The organism is Desulfovibrio sp. Huiquan2017 (assembly GCF_017351175.1).
Lineage (GTDB): Bacteria > Desulfobacterota > Desulfovibrionia > Desulfovibrionales > Desulfovibrionaceae > Pseudodesulfovibrio.
Genome location: NZ_JAFMPN010000010.1, coordinates 114,820 through 138,897 on the forward strand (window position 1 = coordinate 114,820; position 24,078 = coordinate 138,897).

Below are 24,078 nucleotides of genomic sequence, written 5' to 3' on the forward strand. Positions count from 1 at the left end.
GCTTTAAGCGACTTTCGGGTCGGGCTCATTCTGAGCCCGGCCCATTGTTTTTATTGGACATCTCCCACCTCCTCCCATGGCACCATGATTGCAAGCCATTTCATACCTAATGGAATGGGAAAAAACTTCCGATCAAGGATATAACCATGGAAGACAGCACGTACACATCGGGTTCCATCAACTTCACCGGCCTGGGCAACGGGACGGACTTCAACACGCTCATCGAAGGGTTTGTGAAGGTGGAACAGGCCCGAGTCACGCGACTGGAAAAATGGAAGGCCTCCTGGGAGGACAAGAATACTCAATTCAAGGCGCTGAACACCCAGTTGCTCAGCCTGAAGACCACCTTGGAGGGCATGGACACCCTCGATGAATTCATGACCAAAAGCGTGGAGAGCTCCAATACCAACCTGCTCACGGCCTCGGCCAAAGCGGGAGCTCTGGAGTCGACCCACTCCGTGATCGTCAACCAGTTGGCCACCAACGACATCCTGACCACCGGAACCGGAACCGAATCCCTGAAAACCGTCATCGCCCCGTCGGCTACCTCGTTCCAATTTTCTTATGCCGGCAACTCCATCACACTCGATGACATTCCGGCGGGCACCACTCTTCAGGGATTCGTGGATATGATCAACAACCACCCGGATACCCGGGGGATCATCCAGGCCACAACCCTCTACGACGGCACTTCGTACCACCTCCAATTGTCGGGAAAGGGGCTGGGCGCGAACAACCAACTGGTCATCTCCAACGCGGGCTCGTTGATGTTCGGCGCAAGCAACTTCAACGAAACCCAGAACGCCCAGAACAGCCAGATTCGAGTGGACGGCTTCCCCGGCGGCAGCACCTGGATCGAACGCGACTCCAACTCCATAAGTGACATCATCGACGGCGTGACCCTCAACCTCAAGTCGGTCAATCCGTTCACAGCCGTCACCCTGACCGTTAACACGGAGACCGATGGCATCGTGGAGAACATCGCCTCCTTCGTGGACGCGGTCAACGCCATCCGGTCTCAGATCCTCACCCTGACCCAGGTGGACGAGGAGGGCAAGGGGGCCATCCTGACCGGCAACTACGGCATCGACATCGTCTCGCAGAACCTGAAGAACATCACGGCCAGCATGGGGCAGGGTTTCAAACTCCGGAACCTAAAGACCGGAGAGGGGGACATATATTCGGCCCTGTCCCAACTCGGCATCCTGACCGACGCCGAGCAGGGCTCGCCCACCTACGGACTGCTGACCATCGACTACGACAAGCTCAAAGAGGCTTTGCTGGCGGACCCCAAGGCCGTGTCCGAGATCTTCGCCCTGGAACCTACCGGGGTCAGCCGGACCACGGATTTTACCTTCAACTCCTTCATCGAAGGCACAACCAAGCCGGGCGAATACGACGTCAAGGTGGTCAGCGACGGCACCCAAATCATCAGCGCAACCATCAATGGCGAGGAGGCCACGGTATCGGGATGGGAGATCACCGGCCAGAGCGGCTCCGCCAAGGGTATGGCGCTTCGCCTGAACAACACGGCGGCGGGGACGTACTCGGGCAAGGTGGCGATCAAAGAAGGCAAAGCCTCGGAGATGATCGACGCGTTGACCGCGCTGACCAAGCCGTACAACAAATTCACCTATGAAGGCGGCCCGCTGGCGGTCCTGCAAAACAACTACAAAGATATCATGGATTCCATCGATGAAAAGATCGATTGGGAGAAGAACAGAATCGATAAACTGGAACGGAATATGCGTTTAAAATACGCCCGGCTCGATGCCCTGCTCGGCCAGTACCAACTGAGGCAGGGGCAACTTGAAGCGGCATTGTCGCAGCTTTCACAGTAAGGAGTAATGAATGGCCAACCCAGCAAAGGCATATCTGACGACTCAGGTCGAAACCACCACCCAGGGGGAACTCCTCCTCATGCTCTACGAGGCGGCGATCAAGTTCCTCAAACAGGCGAAGCGGGAAATCGACAACAGAGACTATGCCAAGAAGGGCATCTACATATCCAAGGCCATGGCGATCATCCATGAGTTGTCCGAAAGCCTGAACAAGGAAAAAGGTGGGGACATCACCCCCAAACTCGGACAGTTGTACATGTTCTGCACCACGCAGTTGGTCAAGGCCAACATCCGCCTGGACAACAGGATGATCGACGACGTCATCAAAATCCTGGATGGATTGCGCTCGGCCTATGCCCAGATCGTCCCCATCCACGACGGCAAGGCGGCTCCGGGCGACACGGCGACCACCAGTGCGACCAGGCCTCCGGCCCCCCCGGCACCTCCGGTCATGCCCGTGCAGACATCCCCGCGAGCGGCCCAAAAGGCCGCAGCCAAGCAGGCGGCCCAACCCGCGCCCAAACCCGACGCGCCGTCCAATCCGCTACGCACTGCGGCGACAGCGGCCAAATTCCGCGCGGCCAACGCCTACAACAACGCCAACCGATGAACGAACCTACTTCGCGGGGAGCGGTCATCCGCTCCATTGCCGCGAGAATTCGGGGCCGTCGTGAGATCAATACCACGCGACGGTCCCGAACTTTTCCCGCACCCGGCAAACCGGATCATGCAGGCACGCCCCGCGGGGAGACGGTTTCATATTCCGGGCAGCGCCCGGTCCCCAGCGACGCATAGACGGTCATTTACAACACATTCGGCATATGTCACTTTGCCGCCATATGGTTGACTCCCCAGTGCGCGTGCTCCACGTGATCAAATCCCTGGGCCTGGGCGGCACGGAAAAGGTCATGCAGTTGTTCGTGACCAACCTCGACCCGACCCGCTTCACCACGGCGGCATACAGCCCGACGGACGGCGTGCGCGCCGCGCAGATCCGCGCGGCGAACGTCGATACCTTCATCGGCGGCGACCTGCTCGCCATACTCGACCATTTCCGGCCTCATATCGCGCATGTGCACCGCGCCGGGTGGCCCGAGCCGGACCTGCTCGTGCCGCTCAAACGTGCCCGGGTGCCCGTGGTGGTGGAGACCAACGTCTTCGGCCGCCACGACCCCAGCCCTCTGGGAGCGATCATCGACCATACCCTGTTCGTTTCGCATTTCTGCCTGGATAGGTTTTCCCGAACCACGGGCATCGCCCCCAATCCCGAACGCTACAGCTACCTGTACAACCCGGTGAACACGGATTTCTTTGCCCGGGCAGCTCGGACGGACCGGGACTTTTCCCGCCCGGCCGCCGGGCGCATCTCCCGGCCCGACCCCGGCAAGTGGTCCCGGCTGGCCCTGGATTTCCTGCCCGGTATAGTGCGCGACCTGCCGGACTTCCGCTACCATATCATCGGGGCCATTCCCGAGGCCGTGGATTTCGTCCGCACCCACGACCTGGAGAAGAACGTCCGCTTCCACGCCCCGGTGGAGACCGACGCTCAAATCGCCGCCTTCCTGGACGGCGTCTCGGTCCTGGCCCACGCCAACGACACGGGCGAATCCTTCGGGCTGGTCATCGCCGAGGCCATGGCCTGCGGCCTGCCCGTCATCACCCATCCAAGCCAGGGACTGCGCGACAACGGACAACTCGAACTGGTGGAGCACGGCGTCACCGGACTTGTGGCCCGCAACGCGGAAGAGTATGCAGGAGCCCTCAAGTACTTGTTTTCCCACCCGGACGAAGCCGAACGTATGGGACGGGCAGGAAGGGACAAGGCCACGCGTCTGTTCCGCATGCAAACCGTCGCCCGCAAGCTCGAAACCACGTACCTGGAACTGCTCCGGCGCAAAGGAATCCTGCAATGAATAACGACTTGATCAAGAAATATACCGCCGCCGTCCTGGAATTCGCCTTTCGGGGCCACGCCGCCGCACCGGCCGATTTCCCGGCCCCGAACGACACGGCGTCCTTTGCCGAACGCTCCCTGCGCATCCTGGACAAAAGCGGGAACGAAACCCTGGTCCTGTTCGGCCTGGGGAGCGGCGAGCACGCCCTGGCCCTGGCCGCCGGATTGCCCGGATCGGCCCGGCTGATCGTCTGCGAGACCGACCCGGAGACGGCGCGCGCCTTCCTGACCACCCGCCCCGAATGGAATGGACCCGATTCGCGGACCCTGGTGTTGGCCGATACCTCGCCATGGGCGCACCTCTACCTCCTGGCCATGAGCGGAGTCCGTCCGGACAACGCCGCCCTGGCCCTGAACCCGTCCCTGGCCGAGGATGAACGCGCCCGGTACCGCAACCTCCAGCGCCTGTTCATGAGAGCGAAACCGCACCAGGCCCTGAACAGCTCGTACCTGAGCCACGTGGGCGTCCAGGCCCCGGACCTGTCGGTGGGCGTGATCCTGTCCCCGGACGAGCCCGGACTCGATGAATTCTTTGCCCAGTTCCCGGACTGGACCCGCGAAGTGATCGTGGTCTGGGACGCAAAAACCCCGCCCGAACGCGACTTTGCCTGCGCCGCGCCGGTCCGCCACCTGGCCCGCCCCCTGGACGACTTCGCCTCCCAACGCAACCACGCGCTCGCCGAATGCGCGGGCGATTGGGTGCTGTTCCTGGACGGCGACGAACGATTCAGCGAGGATGTCTGGGGCCTGCTCACGGCCTGCATGCTGGTGAAACGGCTCGAAGCCTGCTGGTTCCCGCGCATGACCCTGTACCCGGACGAAACCCGGTGCAAGGCGGGCTACGGGCTGTGGCCCGACCTGCAACTACGCCTCTTCCGCAACCAGGACGGTGTGCGCTTCACCCGGCCCGTGCATGAACGACTGACCGGCTTGACCGGCCGCACGGCCCTGGTCCTAGACGCGCCCATCCTGCATTACAGCCGCCTGACCAAATCCCCGGACACGCTGGCGGCCAAGCTCAAACGATTCGACGCGGCCTCGGACGGACACGTCCGGCACATGCTCAACGACGATTATCCGACCATCCCGCGCGCCCTGTTGTCCGAAGCGACCTTCCTGGTGGGTTCCCTGTCCATGTTGCTGTTGGAGGAAAACCCGGCCTGACGGTGCAGTCCATTGCAGACAGCTTGATTCTGACCTACAAAATGTATACGACCGATCATCGATGATATTCATGTCCTTCAAGGAACCACGATGCAAATAACATGTCCCGAATGCAGATTCACCCGCGAGGTAGACGAGAACAAGATTCCCGCCCGCTCGCAGGTGGCTACTTGTCCGAAATGCCAGACAAAATTCAAATTCCGCAACCTGCCGGAAGAAGAATTTCTCATTGAGGAACCCGAACCGGCCACCCAGCCCAAGGCCGCTGCCGAGACCCCGCCCGCGACCGAAGAGGCGCCCCGCGGCGAACCGCTTTCCCGGCCCGAGCCCGAAGACAAAGCCTTCCCGGACCTGCCTGCGGCGGAGGACGACGACGAGCTGTGGCGGCGTCTACACACCATGACCCCGCCCGACAAGCCCCGCACCGCGCGAAGCGAACCCGCCGACGAGCACTACGACGAGCCCCTCGAAGGAATCGGCGACCAGCCGGAACCGCCCCAACAGGAGCAACAGCCCGTGCCCGGCTGGACCGGCGAATTCAACGAGGACTTCCCCGATCCCATGCAGGGGGAATTCCAGGACGACGAGAACGACGAGACGCCCATGCAGGTGCCGCCGCCCTTCGAACAGCTGGACCGCTACGGCTTCTTCCATGGCCTGTTTCTGACCCTGAAGCTGGTCCTGTTCTCGCCGCGCCTGTTCTTTTCGGTCATGCCCGTGGGCAACGGATTGTCCAAGCCGTTGACCTTCGCCATCCTGATCTCCCTGATCCAGACCGTGGCCCAGTACGCCTGGGGCGTGGCCGGGCTGACCCCGGGCGTGGACGTCACCGGACAGGGCTTCCAGACCGTGCCCTACGACGCCACCAACGGCCTGTTCGAGTTGTTGCTCACCCCGGCCTTCGTGGCCCTGTCCCTGTTCGTCATCGCCGGTTTCTACCACGCCATTCTCAACGCGCTCAAGGCTGGCAACAAGGGGTTCGAGGGGTCGTTCCGGGCCGTGGCCTACGCCTACGCGCCCATGATGACCGGGATCATCCCCATGTTCACCGTGGGATTCATGGCGGCCTGGATGTTCCTCTACGCCCTGTGGGGGTTGGTCCTGACCGCCATCGGCCTGAAATACATCCACAAGACAAGCTACACGAAGGTCATCCCCGTGCTCCTGCTGCCTCTGCTGTTGGGCATGATCATGGCCCTGCTCATGCTCAAGGGGCAGATGCCGACCGTCTAGGGGAGGAGGGCTCATGACCGGCTGGTTCAAACGCAGAATCGAGACATGGAAGGCCCAGCGCAAGCTGGCCCGCCAGACCGACCCGCGCACATTCAAAAAAATGGCCATGGAAATCCGCGACCTGGCCTTGCTCGCCTCCCAACTCAACCCGCGCGAGCCCGACATACACAAGCTCATCCGCAGCGTCATCGTCGAGATGGAGCGGCTTTCGGATCTGGCCGACCGGCCCGAATTCCGAAAGCTCTCCACCGGCAAGAAACTGCTCCTCAGACAAGGACTCCAGGAGTCGCGCGAGCAACTCCTGGAGTCCATCGAGTCCGCGCCTTCCCCCACCCAGACCCTCCAATAGCATCACCGGCACACATATTGCTTTAATTCCATCGAGTATTCCGGCCCCGCCGCAACCCCGGCGGGAAGCCCGGACGATTTCAACCATCAGCCGGTGAACGATATGAAAAAAACTTTTCTTTTCAGCTTATTGCTGCTTATTTCCGCGTGTTCTCACGTGGACCTGTCCCTGACCGACCAGACCAAGGTCTACACCGACGCGCCCGTCAGGAAATCGGCGCTCCAGGTGGCGGTCCACCCCCGGGGCAAGCAGTACACGCCCCTGACCGCCTACTTCCACCCCTTCATCATCCAGCAGGAAAATGCGGACCACACCGCCCTGTCCACCTCCTTCACGCAGATATTCTTCAACGCCTGGACCGAGGAACGCCTTTTCTCGACCATGGAACTGGCCCCGGGCTACGGCTACCAGGGATATTCCTCGGCCCTGGAATCGGCCCGCCGGCGGGGCGCGGACCTGCTGGTCATGGGCCGGGTCCCCTATTTTTATGACGGCACGACCCTGGACGACTCGGCCGTGACCATCCAGGTGGACATTTACGCCGCAGGCAGCGGGACCTTGCTCTGGACCATGCTCCAATCCGCGCGCATCGAGCAGCGCAATCCCGAGGACTACATCTATTTCGTTCACGAAACGCGCATGTCCCACAGCCCCTTCAACCAGATCGTCCGGGCCATAGCCAAGGACATGACCATCCCGCTCAAGGCGTGGCTGCCCGACCCCGACGCGAACTACCCCTATGTCTCCACCCCCGAAGCGGTAAAGACCGAGCTCTCGGCGGACCCGGTCATCGGCGTGCAGGAACGAAATCTCCCGCCCGAAACGGGCGCGGCACCCCAGGCCGCCGGGCAATCCAAGAAAACCGGCACCCGGACCCCGGCCGCCAAAACCGGACAGGACGGAGAGGAAACACCCCGGCCGGCCATCTCGGGCGTGGACCTGAACATCCGATTCGACTTCGACAAGGCGACCATCAAGCCCGAGTCCAGCGGCGTGCTCGACGCCCTGGGCGAAACCCTGAACTCGCCCGAGTTCAAAGGACGCAGCATCGTGGTGGGCGGACATACCGACGCCTCAGGCGACGCCGCATACAACCTGACCCTTTCCAAAAAACGGGCCGAAGCGGTCAAAACCTATCTGGTGGACAAGTGGCACATCAACCCGGACCTCATTGAGGCCGTGGGCTTCGGCAATTCCCGTCCCCTGACCTCCGGAGCCACGCCCGAAGATCGGCAACGAAACCGCCGAGTTGAAATCCGGATGGCGAATCAGGCCCGGCAATGACCGCTTGACTTATTGGCAATAATTCTTATCTTCAACCTCGAACACGCGACAAGGGGCCATGCCTGGCCTCTTTTTTCGTCTTTTACACCGCGCATTTTGTGTGCTACCTGAGAGACCTTCATTTCACCTGAGAGGTATATTTAATGATAGGCATTTCCAAATTGTATTGCGGCGCCGTGGAAGCTTCCGACGCCTTGCGTTACAACCGCGAATCCGGGCAGCTGCCGTCCCATCTGCTTCAATTTTCCAAAGACAAGAAGCCCGTCGTGGTCTGGAACATGACCCAGCGGTGCAACCTCAAATGTGTCCACTGCTACGCCCAGGCCATCGACCCGAGCGGGCACAAGGACCCCATCTCCACGGACCAGGCCAAGGAAATGATCGACGACCTGGCCCAGTTCGGCGCTCCGGTCCTGCTCTTCTCCGGCGGCGAACCCCTCGTCCGCGAGGATCTGGTGGACCTGGCCAAGTACGCCACGGCCCAAGGCATGCGCGCGGTCATCTCGACCAACGGCACCCTGATCACCAAGTCCAAGGCCCGCGAGCTCAAGGAAGTCGGCCTGTCCTACGTGGGCATCTCCATCGATGGCAACGAGGAGGTCCACGACAAGTTCCGGGGCGTCAAGGGCTCCTACAAAAAAGCCCTTCAGGGCGTGGAAAACTGTAAGGCCGAAGGCCTCAAGGTCGGCCTGCGCTTCACCATCAACAAGCGCAACGCCGTGGAGATTCCCCACCTGTTCGACCTCATCGAGCAAATGGACATCCCGCGCATCTGTTTTTACCATCTGGTCTATTCCGGCCGGGGCTCCGAACTGATCAAGGAAGACCTGGATCACCAGGAGACCCGCGACGTGGTCAACCTGATCATGGACCGCACCCGCGCCCTGTTCGACAAGGGATTGCCCAAGGAAGTCCTGACCGTGGACAACCACGCCGACGGCCCCCTGGTCTACTATCGACTGCTCAAAGAAGACCCCGAACGCGCCAAGGAAGTGCTCGAACTGCTCAAGTGGAACGAGGGTAATTCCTCCGGGCGCGGCATCGGCTGTATCTCCTGGGACGGCAAGGTTCACGCCGACCAGTTCATGCGTCACCACACCTTCGGCAACGTCCTGGAACGCCCCTTCTCCGAGATCTGGACCGATCCGAACATCGAACTGCTCCACAAGCTCAAGGACAAGCGCCCGCATGTGGGCGGCCGCTGCGCCGGGTGCCGCTTCCTGAACATCTGCGGCGGCAACTTCCGCGCCCGGGCCGAAGCCTACTACGGCGATTTCTGGGCCCAGGACCCCGCCTGCTATCTCTCCGACGAAGAAATCACCGGCGAGAAGCTGTAACCAATCCATCCCAAGGCCGGGGGAATCCTGAGAAAGGATTTTCCCGGCTTTTTTTCCGGACGCTCCCCTACCCGCGATTTCGAGCGCATTGTTGCACCTCCTTGCGGGATAGGTGTGGACCGGTGTAGAACGAATCAAACTGAATCTCTTTCCTGGAGCGAATCATGATACCCACGGATTTCTATCGCGGACGCAGGCTACGGACTTCGCCCGCCATGCGCGAACTGGTGCGGGAGCATGCGGTCACTGCCAACGACCTGGTCATGCTCTACTTCGTCATCGACACCGAGGACGAGAATTTCAAGAAGGAAATCCCGTCCATGCCCGGCCAATACCAGCTCTCCCTCAAGCAGTTGGAGCTCAAGGTGGCCGAGGCCGTGGACAACGGCCTCAAGGCGCTGATGCTCTTCGGCATTCCGAAGACCAAGGACGAACTGGGCTCCGGGGCCTACGACGATAACGGCATCATCCAGAAGGCCACCCGCATGATCAAGACGCGTTGGCCCGAGCTAATCATCATGGCCGACACCTGCCTGTGCGAGTACACCTCCCACGGCCACTGCGGCGTGGTCAAAAACGAATACGTCCAGAACGACCCCACCCTGAACCTGCTGGCGCGGACCGCCGTGTCCCAGGCCCGGGCCGGGGCGGACATGATCGCCCCGTCCGACATGATGGACGGCCGCGTGGCCGCCATCCGCGCCGCCCTGGACGAAGAGGGATTCATCAACGTCCCGATCGTGTCCTATGCGGTCAAATACGCTTCGGCCTTCTACGGTCCCTTCCGCGAAGCCGCCGAGGGCGCGCCCAAGTTCGGCGACCGCAAGACCTACCAGATGGATCCGCCCAACGCACGTGAGGCCATGCGCGAAGCCGCCGCCGACCTGGAGGAAGGCGCGGACATCCTCATGGTCAAGCCCGGCCAGCCCTACCTGGACATCATCCGGCTGGTCCGCGACAATTTCGACACCCCGGTGGCCGCCTACCAGGTCAGCGGGGAGTATGCCATGATCAAGGCCGCCGCCCTGAACGGCTGGGTGGACGAACAGGCCATCGTCATGGAATCCCTGGTCGCCTTCAAGCGGGCCGGGGCGGATTTGATCCTCTCCTACTTCACCGAAGACGTTCTCAAGGTATTGAAATAATATGAGCGAACACCAGAATCACCCCGGCGGTCCCATGACCGGCTGTCCGCCCGAAGGCCATCCCGGCGGACATCCCGGCGGCAAACATCCCGGCGCGGAGCACGCCCCCAAGAAATACCTGGACGACGGCGTTACGCCTATCTGCCGACTCATCGCCTGGGAAGTGACCCGGTCCTGCAACCTGGCCTGCAAACACTGCCGGGCCGAGGCGCACCCCGAGCCCTACGAAGGCGAGCTGTCAACGGCCGAGGCCAAGGCGCTCATCGACACCTTCCCGGACGTGGGCTCCCCGATTATCATCTTCACCGGCGGCGAGCCCATGATGCGGCACGACGTCTACGAACTCATCGCCTACGCCAAGGACAAGGGCATGCGCTGCGTCATGGCCCCCAACGGCACATTGATCACCCCCGAGACCGCGCAAGAAATGAAGAAAGCGGGAATCGAACGCTGCTCCATCTCCATTGATGCTCCCGAGTCCGTCCAGCACGACGAGTTCCGGGGCGAGGTCGGGGCCTTCGACGCCTCCATGCGCGGCATCCAGTACCTCAAGGACGCGGGCATCGAATTCCAGATCAACACCACGGTGACCAAGCACAACCTCCATCTGTTCAAGGACATCTTCCATCTCTGCGAACGGATCGGCGCGGCCGCCTGGCATATCTTCCTGCTCGTGCCCACGGGCCGGGCCGTCGAACTCGGCGCCGAGATCATCTCCGCCGAGGAATACGAAGACGTGCTCAACTGGTTCTACGACTTCCGCAAGACCACGAACATGCAGCTCAAGGCCACCTGCGCGCCCCACTACCACCGTATCCTGCGCCAGCGGGCCAAAGAGGAAGGCGTCCCGGTCGATTTCGAGCACTTCGGCCTGGATGCGGTTTCGCGCGGCTGCCTCGGCGGCATTGGCTTCTGCTTCATCTCCCACAGGGGCCAGGTCCAGCCGTGCGGCTACCTGGACCTCAACTGCGGCAACATCCGTGAGATTCCCTTCCCGGAGATATGGAAGAACTCCCCGCAATTCTACAACCTGCGCCATGCCGAAACCTACGACGGCAAGTGCGGCCACTGCGAATACGAAAAGGTCTGCGGCGGCTGTCGCGCCCGAGCCCAGACCATGAACGGGCACTACCTCAAAGAGGAGCCCCTGTGCTCCTACACCCCGAAGAAAAAGCCGAGGGCATGATGAGGCCTCCGGCGGCCGGGGGATGGGACCGCTTGACCTGCGGGTCGGTATTGGAAAAAAGATGGCGCGCGTCGACGTACCCGCCGAAGGCGCGATAAAAAGTTTTGAAAGGGAGTCCAGAGGGAAAACTTTTTCAAAAGTTTTCCCTCTGGCTGCCGGAGGCATCCCATGGACGCATACGACAAGCAAATACTCGATATTATCCAGTCCCATTTTCCACTGGCTTCCCGCCCCTACGAGGAGGTCGGCAAGCAGGTGGGCTTGACCGAGGCCGAGGTGCTGGAACGAATACGGGCCATGAAGGCTTCCGGGCTGATCCGGCGTATGGGAGCGAACTTCACGTCCCAGGCGCTGGGCTGGCAATCCACCCTGTGCGCAGCCTCGGTGCCCGAGGACAAGCTCGACGAGTTCGTGGCCGAGGTGAACAAGCACGACGGCGTGACGCACAACTATCTGCGCGAGAACGAGTTCAACGTCTGGTTCGCGCTCATCGCCCCGGACATGAACGCGGTGGAGGCGATCCTCGCATCCATCACCCAAGCCACGGGCATCAAGGTCCTCAATCTCCCGGCGGACAAGCTGTTCAAGATCAAAGTCGATTTCAAGATGGACAAATAGGAAGGCCGGAAGGACATGCCCAAATTGTGCAAGATTCTTCTGCTCGGGTTGGCGGCGGGCATTCTGAACGCCATTCCCATGGCCCTCATGGCCTTTCACTGGCAGGGCGTGGCCGCGATCTTGCTCCACTGGCTGGGCTTGGGTATCGTTATCGCCTACGCGCGCATGCCTTTGGAAAGCTGGGCCACGGGCATGCTCATCGCCGTGCTGACGTCCCTGCCGCTCGGCATCCTGCTCCATCCGGGCGACACACCCGGCGTGCTCCAAGTCCTCGGCATCGCTCTGGTCCTCGGCGGATTGCTCGGCTACGCGACCGAACGGCTGGTCCAGGAACAGCCCTGACGCCTCTCCCTCCGACGCAGACAGTCGCCACTTCAGACCATACGGCTTACTGCCTGTGGTGAGCGGTGGCCCCGCCTTCCAAAAAACGATTCATGATCATGCCGTAGCGGCTGACCCCGTTCTCGTCTTCACGTTTCATGTCTTCCAGTTCCGCTTGAAGCCGGGCCACCAAGAGATCGTCCACTGACGGATTAAAGGCCAGATAAAGCTCCAACGGCTTGAGTACGCAGGCCATTTCGAATTCGGCGGGATTCATGCCGATCTCCCGCAGGATGACGGGCACGGCCGTGTCCGCCTGGGTGATCAGATCCACCCGCCCGGCACGAAGCATCCGAAACTGGATCAGGGCGTTCTTGACCTTCACCTGCGTGGCTTCGGGAATTCCGAACTCGCTTGCGAGAATATGCGAGGGGCCGCTGTCGCGGACCACGCCGATACGGTAGTTGCTCAGGTCCTCGAGGCCACGGAGGGCGGCTCCGAAGGGCTTGTGCGCCACCAGCCCCAGATTGAGTTTGGCGATGGGTCCGACCCACTTGAACGCTTTCTCCCGCCGTGGGGTCCGGACCAGAGCGAAGAGTGCGGTGCCCGAAGTGGTCTCAACGGTCCTGATCGCCCTGGCCCAATTGATGTGTCGGATGTTCCCCTGCCAGACAGGCTGCCCGACGGAAGCCATCAGCTCACGAACCACATCCACGGCCATGCCGGAGATCAAGCCTTTATCTGCAATGGAGATGAAGGGAGGGACCTCGTCCACATAGAAGGTGAACGGCTGCGCCTCGGCGAATGGGAGGAGGCCGAAAAGCGTGATCGACAGCCAAGCGACAACAAATAAAATATAATAATTCAATCTAGTTATATATATTTTCTTCATATCGACGGCATGATATACCTTCACCCCGGGCGAAGTCACGGCATTTTTCCGCCCGTCCCCGGCTGGCTCCCCGGAAACCCTTGCGGTCCCGGCCGCGAGCGGGTACACCTGTGCCAGCAAAACCACCAAGCGGAGCGACGCGAATGATTCTTTCCCCCTCCATGCTTTCCTCGGACTTCGCCAACATGGAAACCGAGCTCAAGGCCCTGGAAGCAGCGGGCCTCACCTGGGTCCACCTGGATGTCATGGACGGCATGTTCGTGCCCAACATCACCTTTGGCCCGCCGATCATCAAATCCATGCGCGCCAAATCGGACCTGTTCTTTGACTGCCACCTGATGATCAACGATCCGGGCCGATATGTCGGTAACTTCGCCGATGCCGGGGCCGATCTGATCTGCGTTCACGCCGAAGCGTGCACGCACCTGGAACGGGTCTGCGCCCAGATAGCCGAGGCCGGGGCCAAACCGGCCGTGGCCCTCAATCCGCACACCCCGCCCGAGGCCATCCGCTATCTCCTGCCGCAACTGCACATGGTCCTCATCATGTCCGTGAACCCCGGTTTCGGCGGCCAGAAGTTCATCCCCTTCTGTTTGGACAAGGTCCGCGATCTGAAGGCCATGATCGACAAGGCCGGGACCGACACCCTGATCCAGATCGACGGCGGCGTGACCCTGGACAACGCGCGCGAACTGACGCGGGCAGGCGTAGACGTACTCGTATCCGGCTCGGCATTTTTCAAACACCCGCCCTACGGCGACCGGCACAAGGCGTTTCAGGACGCCTGCAAGTAACGAACAACCACGGGGCTGTCCGACAGCCCCTTTTCTTTGAGCAACATTATGGCCCTGGTCAGTTTACGAGATATTTCCATCAATTTCACCGGAACGGTACTGCTGGACAAGGTGTCCATGCAGATCGAGCCGGGCGAACGCGTCTGCCTGATCGGCCGCAACGGCGAAGGCAAGTCCACCCTGCTGTCCATCATCGAGGGCATCACTCCGCCCGACTCGGGCTCCGTGGACTATCAGCGCGGCTGCCGCGTGGCCATGCTCCCCCAGGAGGTGCCCCAGGATCTGGCGGGCACGGTCTACGACATCGCGGCCCAAGGATTGGGCAAGGTCGGAGAACACCTGGCCGCCTACCACGACGCCTCCCGCACTCTGGCGGAATCCCCCGAGCCCGGACCGGACCTGGTTAACCGCCTGGAAACGGCCCAGCACGCCCTGGAAGAGGCCGGAGGATGGCCGCACCACCAGACCATTGAGGCCGTGCTCTCGCACCTCAAGCTCGACGGCGATGCACGTTTCGCATCCCTGTCCGGCGGCACCAAACGCCGCGTGCTCCTGGCCCGCGCCCTGGTCTCGAACCCGGACCTGCTCATCCTGGACGAGCCCACCAACCATTTGGACATAGACTCCATCAATTGGCTGGAGGATTTCCTCCTGCGCCAGAATGCGGCCCTGCTCTTCGTCTCTCACGACCGCGCCTTCCTGCGCCGTCTGGCAACGCGCATCGTGGAGCTGGACCGGGGACAGCTGACCAGTTGGGAATGCGGCTACGAAACCTATTTGCAGCGCAAGGGGGATGCCCTGTCCGCCGAGGCCAAGCAGAATCACAACTTCGACCGCAAGCTGGCCGAAGAGGAGACTTGGATACGGCAGGGTATCAAGGCCCGGCGCACCCGGAACATGGGCCGCGTGCGCGACCTCATAAAGTTGCGCGAAGAGCGCGAAGCCCGGCGGGAACGGGTGGGGTCGGTCAAGATGGTCATCCAGGAGGCCGAGCGCACGGGCAAGCTGGTTCTTGAAGCCGAGCATCTCTGTTTCGGCTACGGCGACGTTCCGCTCATCGCCGATTTCTCCACCACCATCATGCGCGGCGACAAGGTCGGGCTCATCGGACCCAACGGCGCGGGAAAAACCACCCTGCTCAAAATCCTGCTCGGCGAAATCAAGCCGCAGTCGGGCTCCGTCCGTCAGGGGGTCAACCTCCAGGTCAGCTACTTCGATCAGCTCCGGGAGCAGCTCGACGAGACCCGTTCCGCCCGCTACAACGTGGCCGAAGGCAACGACTTCGTGGACATCAACGGCTACCGCTGCCACGTCATGACCCACCTGAAGAATTTTCTGTTCACCCCGGACAGGGCCAAGGTCCCCGTGGGTGTACTCTCCGGCGGCGAGCGCAACCGGCTGCTCCTGGCCCGGCTGTTCACCCGCCCGTTCAACGTCCTGATCATGGACGAACCGACCAACGACCTGGACGCCGAGACCCTGGACCTGCTGGAGGAATTGCTCATGGACTACTCCGGCACCCTGCTCCTGGTCAGCCATGACCGCGACTTCCTGAACAACGTGGTCACCTCGACCATCGGTTTCGAAGGGCATGGCGTGGTCGCCGAATATGTGGGCGGCTACGACGACTGGCTACGCCAGCGACCGTCAGCCGCGCCCGCTCCGGCCAAGACGGGCAAGCCTAAACCCGAGCCGGAACGCCCCCGGTCCGCCAAGCGGAAATTGAGCTACAAGGAAAAATTCGAACTTGAAGGGAAACGGGAGCAATTGAAGGTCATGCCCGGCCGCATCGAAGGGCTGGAGCGCGAACTCGCAACGCTGCAGGAACGCATGTCGGCGGCGGACTACTACAAGAATTCCGGCGAGATAATGGCCGATGACCAAAAACGCCTGGAAACCATTGAGTCCGATCTCGAAATCGCCTATGAGACCTGGGAAGAACTCGAAACCGCCCTTGAGGGCGTGGAGCTGGACTGATCATGAAAGCCCTGACCATACGCCATGCGGACATGGACGACCTGACCGCCTGCCATACCATCGAAGCCAACTGTTTCCCGCCCGCCGAAGCCGCCTGGGCGAGCAGCCTGCGCAACCGCATCGAGATCTATCCCGAAGGATTTCTGGTAGCCGAATGGGAAGGCAAGGTGGTCGGCCAGGTGAATGCGGGCTCCACCGACAAGGACGACATCACGGACGAGGAATTCAAGCAACTCATCGGGCACGACCCGGACGGCCGCAACATCGTCATCTTCTCCCTGTCCGTGCTCCCCGCATTCCGGCAGCGCGGCATCGCGGGCACCCTGCTCACCAACTTCATCGGGCACGCCCGGGACATGGGCAAGTCCGCAATCAAGCTCCTGTGCAAAGAACCGCTGACCGCCTTTTACGCCCGTTTCGGCTTCACCGACGACGGGCCGTCCCGGTCCACCCATGGCGGCGCGGTCTGGCACGCCATGACCCTGGTCCTGACGGATTAAAAAATCCGTCCCCACGAAAAACGAAAAGGCTGCCGGAACGATCCCGGCAGCCTTTTTTCGTCATTGGCGATGGGGTCTACCACCCCTTGGACTTGAGGATGTCGTTGACCTTTTTCTCGGTCTTCTTTTCCACGATGACCATTTTCTTGGCCTGGGCCTTTTTGATCTTGTCGGTCAGGGCGTCGATGTCCGCGGGCTTCTCCATGAAGTCCATGGCTCCGAGCTTCATGGCCTGAATGCCCGCCTCCAGAGTGGCCTGGCCGGTGAGCAGGATGACCTGCATGTCCGGGTTGGTCTTGCGGATGACCTTGAGCATGTCGATGCCGTTCATGTCCGGCATCTGCAGGTCCAGCACGATGGCGTCGAAGTCGCCCGAATTGATCGCGCTTACCGCGGCGGCGGCGTTCTCGGCCGTGGTCACGTCCATGCCTCGGATCTCCATCCGTTCGGACAGGGCTTCGAGGAATTCCACTTCGTCATCGATAAGCAGTACTTTTTCTGCCATTTTTCTATTCTCCGATTTGGTATGAATGTTGTTCTACGCGGGTGCGCCCTCGGCCGCAAGCAGCAACCGGCTGATCCCGGTTTTTTCGTCCGTCTCGACGCGGGCGCCCATGGCCCGGGCCAAGTCTGCAAACGGCTCGTCATTCTTCAGCGGAGCATCCTTTCCGGGCACGGAAAGGGAGAACGATGCGCCGCCGTCGGCGGGAGACACGGTGATGACCAACGTATCGCCCGGTTGCATGGAATCAAACGCCGCCGCCATGGAGGAGTGCAGCAGGCGCGTCAGATCAAAGGGGCACGCGGCCATGGACACGGATTCACTTTCGCCCACGGTCAGTTTGATCCGCCGCATATCGGCGAAACGGGAAGTCAGGTCCACCGCCAACTTCAAGGCTTCGATCAGGTTCACTTCGCGGACGTCCTCGTCTGTGGAGTGAGCGAACGCGTTCATGTTCCTGACGATGGCATCGCCGCGTTTGACCTGGCCCTGGATGGAGTTGGCCGCGCTTTTGAGGCGCTCCGGCTGAAGGGGCATTCCGCGCCCGGCCATGAGCGTGAGGTCCTCGATCAGCCCGGCCGCCTCGTTGATCACGGCGAACACGTTCTTGATCTCATGGGACACCGACGCACTGATGCGTCCAAAGAATCTGAGCCCTTCGCGGGTCTCGCACTGGGTTCGGCTCATGCCCCCTCCTTTGTCGTTACGCCGCCACCTTGTGAATCAGAGCGACGAGTTCCTCAAGCTGAATGGGCTTGATCAGGTAGTTGCAGCCCGCGGCGCAACCGGCCTTGAAATCCGATTCCGAGCCATGGCCGGACAGAAAGATGAACTTCATGCCCGGGTGCTTTTCCGCCAGCCGTTCCATGAGGTCCAAGCCGTTCAGCCGGGGCATTTTCATGTCCAGGACGGCCACGTCATAGGCGGTCTTGTCGGCCATTTCCATGGCCGATTCGCCGTTGTCCGTCCAGTCCGCGTCCACGTCCCGGAAGCCGAGGCGCTCGGCCATGGCGGAAACCAGTTCCACTTCATCGTCTACCAAAAGTACTTTCATGCTATGCCTTGTTCTTGTCTTCGGGCTTGGTCCCCTTGAGGGGCATGGTTATGGTGAAGGTAGTACCTTTGCCCACTTCGCTCTCCACGCTCATGGTCCCGCCCAGTTCCTGAACCAGGCCGTAGGTAATGGACAGGCCGAGCCCGGTTCCGCCGGTCTTCTTCTTGGTGGAGAAGAACGGATCGAAGATGCGCTTGATGTCCGCCTCCGGGATGCCGCAGCCGTCGTCCGCCACGGCAAAAACCAGGTGATCGCAGGCGGTATCCCGGGCCGAGATGGACAGATGGCCGCCGTCGTTCATGGCCTGGAAGGCGTTGTTCACCAGGTTGAGGAATATCTGCTGGAGCTTGCCCCGGTCCGAGATGAACGGGGGCAGGTTCTCCGGGATGTCCATTTCGATGGTGATGGAACGGTACTCGGCTTCCTTGCGCAGGAAGTCCACGACCTCGTTGGCCAGGTCCTTGAATTCGATCTCATCCATCTCCACGTCGATATGCCGGGCGAAGCTCAACAGCCGTTTGGTGATCTTGCCGCACCGGGACACGGAGTTGATGATCGAATCGATATTCCCAAGCAGGCGCTCATCGTGGGCGTACTCCTGCTTGAAAATGAACAGGTCGCGAATCAGCCCGGCCTTCTCGTTGATGATGGCCAGGGGATTGTTGATCTCGTGGGCCACGCCAGCCGCCAGCCGCCCGATGGAAGCCATGCGGTTGGTGTGCTCCATGCGGTGCAAGGTCCGCGCCCTGGTCTGGTCCGCGATGTAGATCTTGTTGACCATGTAGGTGGCCACACCCACGATGACCAGCAGGATGATCAGGATGCTCGAAATCAAAATCCAGAGCAGCTCCATGCGGATGGTCTGCAACGGCTTCATCAGTTCCCGGGTGCGCTTGACCACCAGGACGATGAACGGGCTGTCGTGGATGTAGGCGTAGCCCACGGTGTATTCCCGGCCGTCCCCGCCCCGGACCCGCTCCACGCGGGTCGTATCCGAATAGCCGGGGATGCCCAGGTCCACCTTGGTCAGCAAGGAGCCGTGCTCCTTGGACGGAGTCTGGATGAAACCGTCGCGGTCCACCACGAAGGCGTCGCCGCCGCCGGGCAGATCGAGTTGCAGGATGGAGTTGAACTGGTCCGTATCCAGGGTGGCTCGGAGCATGTAGTTCTCGCCGGTCCGATTGTCGCGCACTTTGCGCGAAACCACCAGATGCGGCTCGTCGCGGAAGCCGAGGAAGACCCGGCTGATATAGGTGCCGTGGGCCATGGCCGTGGCGAACCCCTCCTGGCCGCTGTAGTCGCGGCCGAGCAGGTCATAGGGACCTATATAGGCGACCTGCCGTCCCTTGTCGTTGATCACGCCGAGATCCACGAACCCGCCGAAGCTCTGTTGCAGAGAAGCCAACACGTTGGCCAGCTTCCGGCTATCGCGCAGGGCGTTGATGCCTTGATCCAGAACCAGGAACTCCAAGGCCTTGGTCCGTTCCTCCAGGAAGTAGGCCACGGCCCGGCGGGTGTTGGAGGTGGTTCGGGACGTGCGCAGCAGATTCTCGGATTCCAGGGAGTGCCGGGTGACGTTGTAGTCGATGAAGGCCATGACCATCAGGGGGATGAGCGCAACCAGCGCCAGCAGGATGATGGCGAAACGCCAGATGCGCCGGTAGTCGAACAGGCTCTTGCCCGCCCCGCCGCCGTCGTCCGTGTCCCAGAATTGCGGTCGTATCTTCTCAAACAGTGATGCCATGACGTCACCCGGCTCCCGCCGTTACTTTTCGGCCCTGATCTTGTCGTTGGCGGCCTTGAGCGTCTCGCTCAGGACGTCGATGTCCACGGGCTTGTGCAGATAGGCGAAGGCGCCCAACTCCATGCACACCTTGCGGTCCGCCTCCGAGCCGTGCCCGGTCAAAATGATGACCTCGATGTTCGGATGCTCGCCCTTGACGCGGCGCAGGACCTCGATGCCGTCGATGCCGGGCATCTTCAGATCGAGGATCATGACCTCGGGTTCGTCGTCGCGCACCAGGTCCAGGGCGGATTCGCCATCGTAAACCACGGCCGAACCCATGTCACGCATCATCAGCCGCTCGGACAGGGTCTGGACGAATTCACGCTCATCGTCCACGAGCAGGACTTTGGAAGGGACCTCGAAGTCCATTTTGCGGTAGATGTCGGTCTGGTGGAAGCCCTTGCCCACCTGGGCCTCCACGGCCAGGACGCCGTCCACGCCCGAGACGATGGACTTCAGCTCGCGTTCCAGCTTCTCCAACAGGAGCACGTGCTTGTTGATGGTCAGGGTGACGGTGCCCTTGTGGGCCGAGACCTGGACGCTGTGACCCTCCTTGGCGAGCACGGTCTCCACCTTGGCGGCGAGCAGGAAATCCTGCACGGCCGCGCGGGTCTTGTCCGTAACCTGGACCGCGGCATTGCCGAGCTGTTCGACGATGAGGTCTGCGCAACGATCCATGCCGGTCGAGGCCACGGGCAGGACCAGATCGTAGAGGGTGCCGGACCACGGATCGTCAACGTCGCGCAGAGCCTTGACCCAGGCGGCACGGTCCTCGTCGTCCTTGCGGATGAGCTTCAGGGCGTGTTTCTCGGCGAAGCCCTCTTCGCGTTCGGCTACGCCCACGCGCGCCTTCATGTCGGAAATAAGACAGACCTTGAGGATATGGCCGATGGCCGGGTCGGGCAATTGCGAGGCGAACCCGGGGATAACCAGGGTATCGTCCTCGACCAGCCGCTTGGCCACGGCCAGGCGCATCCAGGCGATGGCCTGCTCCTTTTCATGACTGAAGGAATTGAAGACCGAGGTCTTGGCCTGGAAGGCCCGGGCGATGCGGTCCTCGGCCATGCCCGACAGCCTGGCGGCGTCGGCCACGATCTCCTGATCGGTAACGAGGCGGCAGTTCGTGGCGTCCACGACGCGCTTGACCACCACTCCGGCTTCGCAAAACAATCCGTTGAAAACGGTAATGACTGACATATCGACTCCCTTTTAGCGCCTTTAGGCCAGGCGGCAAACGGTGGTGAGGGGACAACTATCTTCGTCGCCGTTGCGGTGCGCACTCTCGTGCGTGGCGCAGATGGCGGCCTCCATGGTGGCGTAGACGTGATCCTTGCCGATCTTCTCCAGCAGGTGGGTGCGCTCAAGCACGGCCATGACCGCCTCGTTCACGCCGCACAGAGAGATGTCCAGACCGCTGGAGCGGACCCGGTCGACAATGAGCGACAGGGCTTCCTCGCCCGAGGCGTCCATGTCGTTGATGCCGTTGGCCACGATGATGATATGCCTGAGCTTGTCGTTGCCCATCATCCGCTCGGTGATCTGGTCCTCCAGGAAGCTCGCGTTGGCAAAGAACAGCGGGCCGTCGAAACGGACCAGGGCGATGTGTTGACACTGCTTCAGGCCGAAGGCCGTGGCGTCGCGCAGGGACTCGTCCTCGCTCCGGGACAGGGTGGCCACGCGCGGACGCATGGATTTGTACAGGAAGACGAGCAGCGACAGGACCACGCCGACCATGATGCCCTTGTCCAGGTGCGGGGCAAAGGCCAGGGTGCAGACGAAGGACAGGATGGAGATGGCCCCGTCATACCACTGGGCCTTCCAGGCGTGAATGAAGCCCGAGGCGTTGATCAGCCCGATGACGGCCATCATGATGACCGCGGCCAGCACGGCCTGGGGCAGATGGTACAGGAGCGGGGTGAAGAAAAGCAGGGCGATGACGACCATGAGCGAGGTGAACACGGAGGACATGCCAGTAACCGCGCCCGCCTGGAGATTGACCGCCGAGCGAGAGAACGAACCCGAGGCCGGGTAGCTCTTGCCGCAGGCACCGATCATATTGGCCAGCCCCTGGCCGATGAGCTCCTGGTTGGGATCCAGCCGCTGGCCGGTCTTGGCGGCCATGGCCTTGGCAATGGAGATGGCCTCCATGAAGCCGAGCAGGGAAATGATCGCTGCGAACGGGATCAGGCGCAGCAGGACCTTGAGGTCCAGATTCGGCATGGAGATGGCAGGGATGCCCGAAGGGACCACGCCGACCACGGCCCCGCCGCCCATCATCTTCAGGGAAGCGGTGTCGAGCTTGGTGTTGCCGACCTTCATGCGCCAGGTCCGGCCATCGTCGGTCATGCCGGCCGGGACCGCGCCCCGCTCGAAGAAAAGCAGACCGCCGCCGGGCTGTTCCACGCCGGACATGAGCACCTCGCGCAGCTCGGTGCGCATTTCGTGGGCCTTCTCTTTGAGGGCGGTCATCTTCACGCCGATGACGTTCTGGGCATGCTGGATGTCCAGGACCTTGAGCGGGTCGCCGGAGGCCGAGGCCTCCTCCATCCGCTTGGCCATGGAAGCACGCTCAAGGGCCAGTTCATCCAGGGCGCCCACGGTGCCGTTGAAGCCGATAATGGCCTCATGCACGGCCGGAATGCGGATGGCGTCCTCTGAAATCTTGATGTCATGATTGAAACCCAGCCCCCAGGACAGAGCCGTGGTCACGACCACGGCCACCAGAACGTTGGGGATCTTGGGATTGACACGCTTGAGACCGACCATGATGCCGAAGGCGAGCACGCCCATGCCCAGGGTGGGCCAGTGCGTGTACTGAAAAGCGGACTCGACCACGCGGATGATGGTCTCGTAGTGGTGTTCGGCGCCATCGACGTAAACGCCGAACAGCTTGGAGAACTGGGACGAGGCGATGATGATGGCCGCAGCGTTGGTGAATCCGTTGACCACGGGGTGGGACAGGAAGTTGACCACCAGGCCGAGTTTGAGCACGCCGAGCAGGAATTGAAAGACGCCGACCATGAGGGCCAGCAGGATGGCGTAGGCGATGTATCCCTCGCTGCCCGCCGTGGCCAGAGGCTCAAGCGAGGCGGCGGTCATGAGGGAGACAACGGCCACGGGGCCGGTGGCCAACTGACGGCTGGAGCCGAAGAGGGCTGCCACCAGGGGCGGAAGGAAAGACGCGTACAGACCGTAGTAGGCGGGCATGCCCGCCAACTGGGCGTAGGCCATGGATTGAGGGATGAGCACCAGGGCGACGGTCAGCCCCGCGATGGCGTCGGCCCTAAACGCCGCCATGTTGTACCCTTTGAACCAGCCGATAAAGGGGAATATTCGTGAAAGCATGCAGCCTCTTCCTTGCATTACGCCTGCAACATCCTGCGACACGCCCGCATCAACTCGTTGAACAGCGCGCCCGCATCGTACAGGTTGTAGTTTTTGAACCGAACCAGACCATCAGCCATCGTGAACAGAATGAGCGCCGATTTCCTGGGTTGGACCTCCTGGCTGATGGAACCATCCTCCAGCCCCGTCACGATGGCCTTCTCGAAGATGTCCACGAGGCAATTGTAGATATCTTCAAGGTTCCCCCTGAACTCCGGGTTGGACTCGGAGAACTGGTAGAGAATGTGACGGTGCAACAGCAGGAACTTGTCTTCCATCAGGCCCGCCAGATAGAGATAGAATGAAATGACCTCCTCCGTCATCTCAAGACCGGACTTGAACGGCCTGTTCTCAAAGAACCGTTCGAACTGGTCCACTATCTCATCCCTGGTCTGCTCCAGGATCGCCAGCAACAACCCTTCTTTGGTCTTGAAATGATAGAAGATGGTCCCCTCGGCCACCCCGGTGAGGCGGGCGAGTTCCTGCCCGGACGTGTCCGTGAACCCCTTGTGCGCGAACATGAACGTGGCGGCCTTGAGGATGGATTCCTTCTTCTTCATGCCTTTGATCCTTTTTTCCCAAGCGTACCGAGTGTTCACTCAGTTTTTTCCCTCATACTTTGTAAAATCCTACAATGTCAAAAAAATCCCCAAAACTGAGTATGCACTCAGTTTCACAATCAAGGCACATAAAATTATTGAAAAAGTCGAATACCCGAAATCGGTCTTTCGAAAAGAAATGAAAAAAAGTTGCTCTG

23 protein-coding genes are annotated in these 24,078 nt (G+C 61.3%); 15 read left to right on the forward strand and 8 right to left on the reverse strand.

The genetic code is table 11. The annotated features are described in order from the left end of the window. Positions 1-146: 146 nt before the first annotated feature. The 12 genes from fliD (at position 147) to J0909_RS10145 (ending at position 12,453) form a co-directional block, all read left to right on the forward strand. The gene (fliD, locus tag J0909_RS10090; RefSeq protein WP_207262547.1) at positions 147-1,841 is read left to right on the forward strand and encodes a flagellar filament capping protein FliD; all 1,695 of its coding nucleotides are present in this window, start codon (positions 147-149) and stop codon (positions 1,839-1,841) included. Positions 1,842-1,851: 10 nt separating this feature from the next. Further along, entirely contained in the window at positions 1,852-2,451 is a 600-nt protein-coding gene (gene fliS, locus J0909_RS10095) for a flagellar export chaperone FliS (RefSeq protein ID WP_207262549.1), read from the forward strand. Between the two features lie 229 nt (positions 2,452-2,680). Then, positions 2,681-3,754 (forward strand): glycosyltransferase family 4 protein, encoded by a 1,074-nt coding sequence (locus J0909_RS10100; protein WP_207262551.1) that lies wholly within the window; start codon positions 2,681-2,683, stop codon positions 3,752-3,754. Next, positions 3,751-4,959 (forward strand): glycosyltransferase, encoded by a 1,209-nt coding sequence (locus J0909_RS10105; protein ID WP_207262552.1) that lies wholly within the window; start codon positions 3,751-3,753, stop codon positions 4,957-4,959. Before J0909_RS10100 ends, J0909_RS10105 begins: the two co-directional genes overlap by 4 nt. Positions 4,960-5,049: 90 nt before the next feature. Next, positions 5,050-6,192, forward strand: coding sequence for a YIP1 family protein (locus tag J0909_RS10110; protein ID WP_207262553.1), 1,143 nt, complete (start codon positions 5,050-5,052; stop codon positions 6,190-6,192). Between the two features lie 13 nt (positions 6,193-6,205). Further along, positions 6,206-6,541 carry a hypothetical protein gene (locus J0909_RS10115; RefSeq protein WP_207262554.1) on the forward strand — a complete coding sequence of 112 codons (336 nt, stop codon included), beginning with the start codon at positions 6,206-6,208 and terminating at the stop codon, positions 6,539-6,541. A gap of 102 nt (positions 6,542-6,643) precedes the next feature. Next, complete coding sequence (locus J0909_RS10120; RefSeq protein ID WP_207262555.1) at positions 6,644-7,825, forward strand: OmpA family protein; 1,182 nt, start codon at positions 6,644-6,646, stop codon at positions 7,823-7,825. A gap of 143 nt (positions 7,826-7,968) precedes the next feature. Further along, entirely contained in the window at positions 7,969-9,162 is a 1,194-nt protein-coding gene (gene ahbC, locus J0909_RS10125; protein WP_207262556.1) for a 12,18-didecarboxysiroheme deacetylase, read from the forward strand. A 164-nt stretch (positions 9,163-9,326) separates the two neighbouring features. Continuing rightward, a complete protein-coding gene (gene hemB / locus J0909_RS10130; protein ID WP_207262557.1) occupies positions 9,327-10,307 on the forward strand; it encodes a porphobilinogen synthase in 981 nt (326 codons plus the stop codon). Between the two features lies 1 nt (position 10,308). After that, complete coding sequence (gene ahbD, locus J0909_RS10135) at positions 10,309-11,493, forward strand: heme b synthase (protein ID WP_207262558.1); 1,185 nt, start codon at positions 10,309-10,311, stop codon at positions 11,491-11,493. A 168-nt stretch (positions 11,494-11,661) separates the two neighbouring features. Next, on the forward strand, positions 11,662-12,111 hold the full coding sequence (gene ahbA, locus J0909_RS10140; RefSeq protein WP_207262560.1) for a siroheme decarboxylase subunit alpha: 450 nt from the start codon (positions 11,662-11,664) through the stop codon (positions 12,109-12,111). 15 nt (positions 12,112-12,126) lie between these two features. After that, the gene (locus J0909_RS10145; RefSeq protein ID WP_207262562.1) at positions 12,127-12,453 is read left to right on the forward strand and encodes a hypothetical protein; all 327 of its coding nucleotides are present in this window, start codon (positions 12,127-12,129) and stop codon (positions 12,451-12,453) included. A gap of 46 nt (positions 12,454-12,499) precedes the next feature. On the opposite strand, the gene J0909_RS10150 is transcribed toward J0909_RS10145, so the two are convergent. Next, positions 12,500-13,324, reverse strand: a complete 825-nt coding sequence (locus tag J0909_RS10150) for a substrate-binding periplasmic protein (protein WP_207262564.1) — start codon at positions 13,322-13,324, stop codon at positions 12,500-12,502. Positions 13,325-13,467: 143 nt separating this feature from the next. Between J0909_RS10150 and rpe the strand changes: the two genes are divergently transcribed. Genes rpe through J0909_RS10165 form a run of 3 tightly spaced genes read left to right on the forward strand, consistent with a single transcriptional unit; the run spans position 13,468 to position 16,595 of the window. Further along, positions 13,468-14,118 (forward strand): ribulose-phosphate 3-epimerase, encoded by a 651-nt coding sequence (rpe, locus tag J0909_RS10155; RefSeq protein ID WP_207262566.1) that lies wholly within the window; start codon positions 13,468-13,470, stop codon positions 14,116-14,118. 48 nt (positions 14,119-14,166) lie between these two features. Then, positions 14,167-16,095 carry an ATP-binding cassette domain-containing protein gene (locus J0909_RS10160; protein WP_207262568.1) on the forward strand — a complete coding sequence of 643 codons (1,929 nt, stop codon included), beginning with the start codon at positions 14,167-14,169 and terminating at the stop codon, positions 16,093-16,095. A gap of 2 nt (positions 16,096-16,097) precedes the next feature. Then, on the forward strand, positions 16,098-16,595 hold the full coding sequence (locus J0909_RS10165; protein WP_207262570.1) for a GNAT family N-acetyltransferase: 498 nt from the start codon (positions 16,098-16,100) through the stop codon (positions 16,593-16,595). 76 nt (positions 16,596-16,671) lie between these two features. Here J0909_RS10165 and J0909_RS10170 read toward each other — a convergent pair whose 3' ends face one another. Genes J0909_RS10170 through J0909_RS10200 form a run of 7 tightly spaced genes read right to left on the reverse strand, consistent with a single transcriptional unit; the run spans position 16,672 to position 23,881 of the window. Beyond that, a complete protein-coding gene (locus tag J0909_RS10170; RefSeq protein WP_207262572.1) occupies positions 16,672-17,100 on the reverse strand; it encodes a response regulator in 429 nt (142 codons plus the stop codon). 33 nt (positions 17,101-17,133) lie between these two features. Then, on the reverse strand, positions 17,134-17,784 hold the full coding sequence (locus J0909_RS10175; protein WP_207262573.1) for a sensor histidine kinase: 651 nt from the start codon (positions 17,782-17,784) through the stop codon (positions 17,134-17,136). A 16-nt stretch (positions 17,785-17,800) separates the two neighbouring features. Next, positions 17,801-18,151, reverse strand: coding sequence for a response regulator (locus tag J0909_RS10180; protein ID WP_207262574.1), 351 nt, complete (start codon positions 18,149-18,151; stop codon positions 17,801-17,803). 1 nt (position 18,152) lies between these two features. Beyond that, positions 18,153-19,895: a sensor histidine kinase gene (locus J0909_RS10185; protein WP_207262575.1), complete on the reverse strand. Its 1,743-nt coding sequence runs from the start codon at positions 19,893-19,895 to the stop codon at positions 18,153-18,155. A gap of 21 nt (positions 19,896-19,916) precedes the next feature. Further along, positions 19,917-21,134, reverse strand: coding sequence for a response regulator (locus J0909_RS10190; RefSeq protein ID WP_207262576.1), 1,218 nt, complete (start codon positions 21,132-21,134; stop codon positions 19,917-19,919). Between the two features lie 21 nt (positions 21,135-21,155). Further along, a complete protein-coding gene (locus J0909_RS10195) occupies positions 21,156-23,282 on the reverse strand; it encodes a SulP family inorganic anion transporter (protein WP_207262577.1) in 2,127 nt (708 codons plus the stop codon). 17 nt (positions 23,283-23,299) lie between these two features. Continuing rightward, the gene (locus J0909_RS10200; RefSeq protein ID WP_207262578.1) at positions 23,300-23,881 is read right to left on the reverse strand and encodes a TetR/AcrR family transcriptional regulator; all 582 of its coding nucleotides are present in this window, start codon (positions 23,879-23,881) and stop codon (positions 23,300-23,302) included. Between the last annotated feature and the right edge of the window lie 197 nt (positions 23,882-24,078).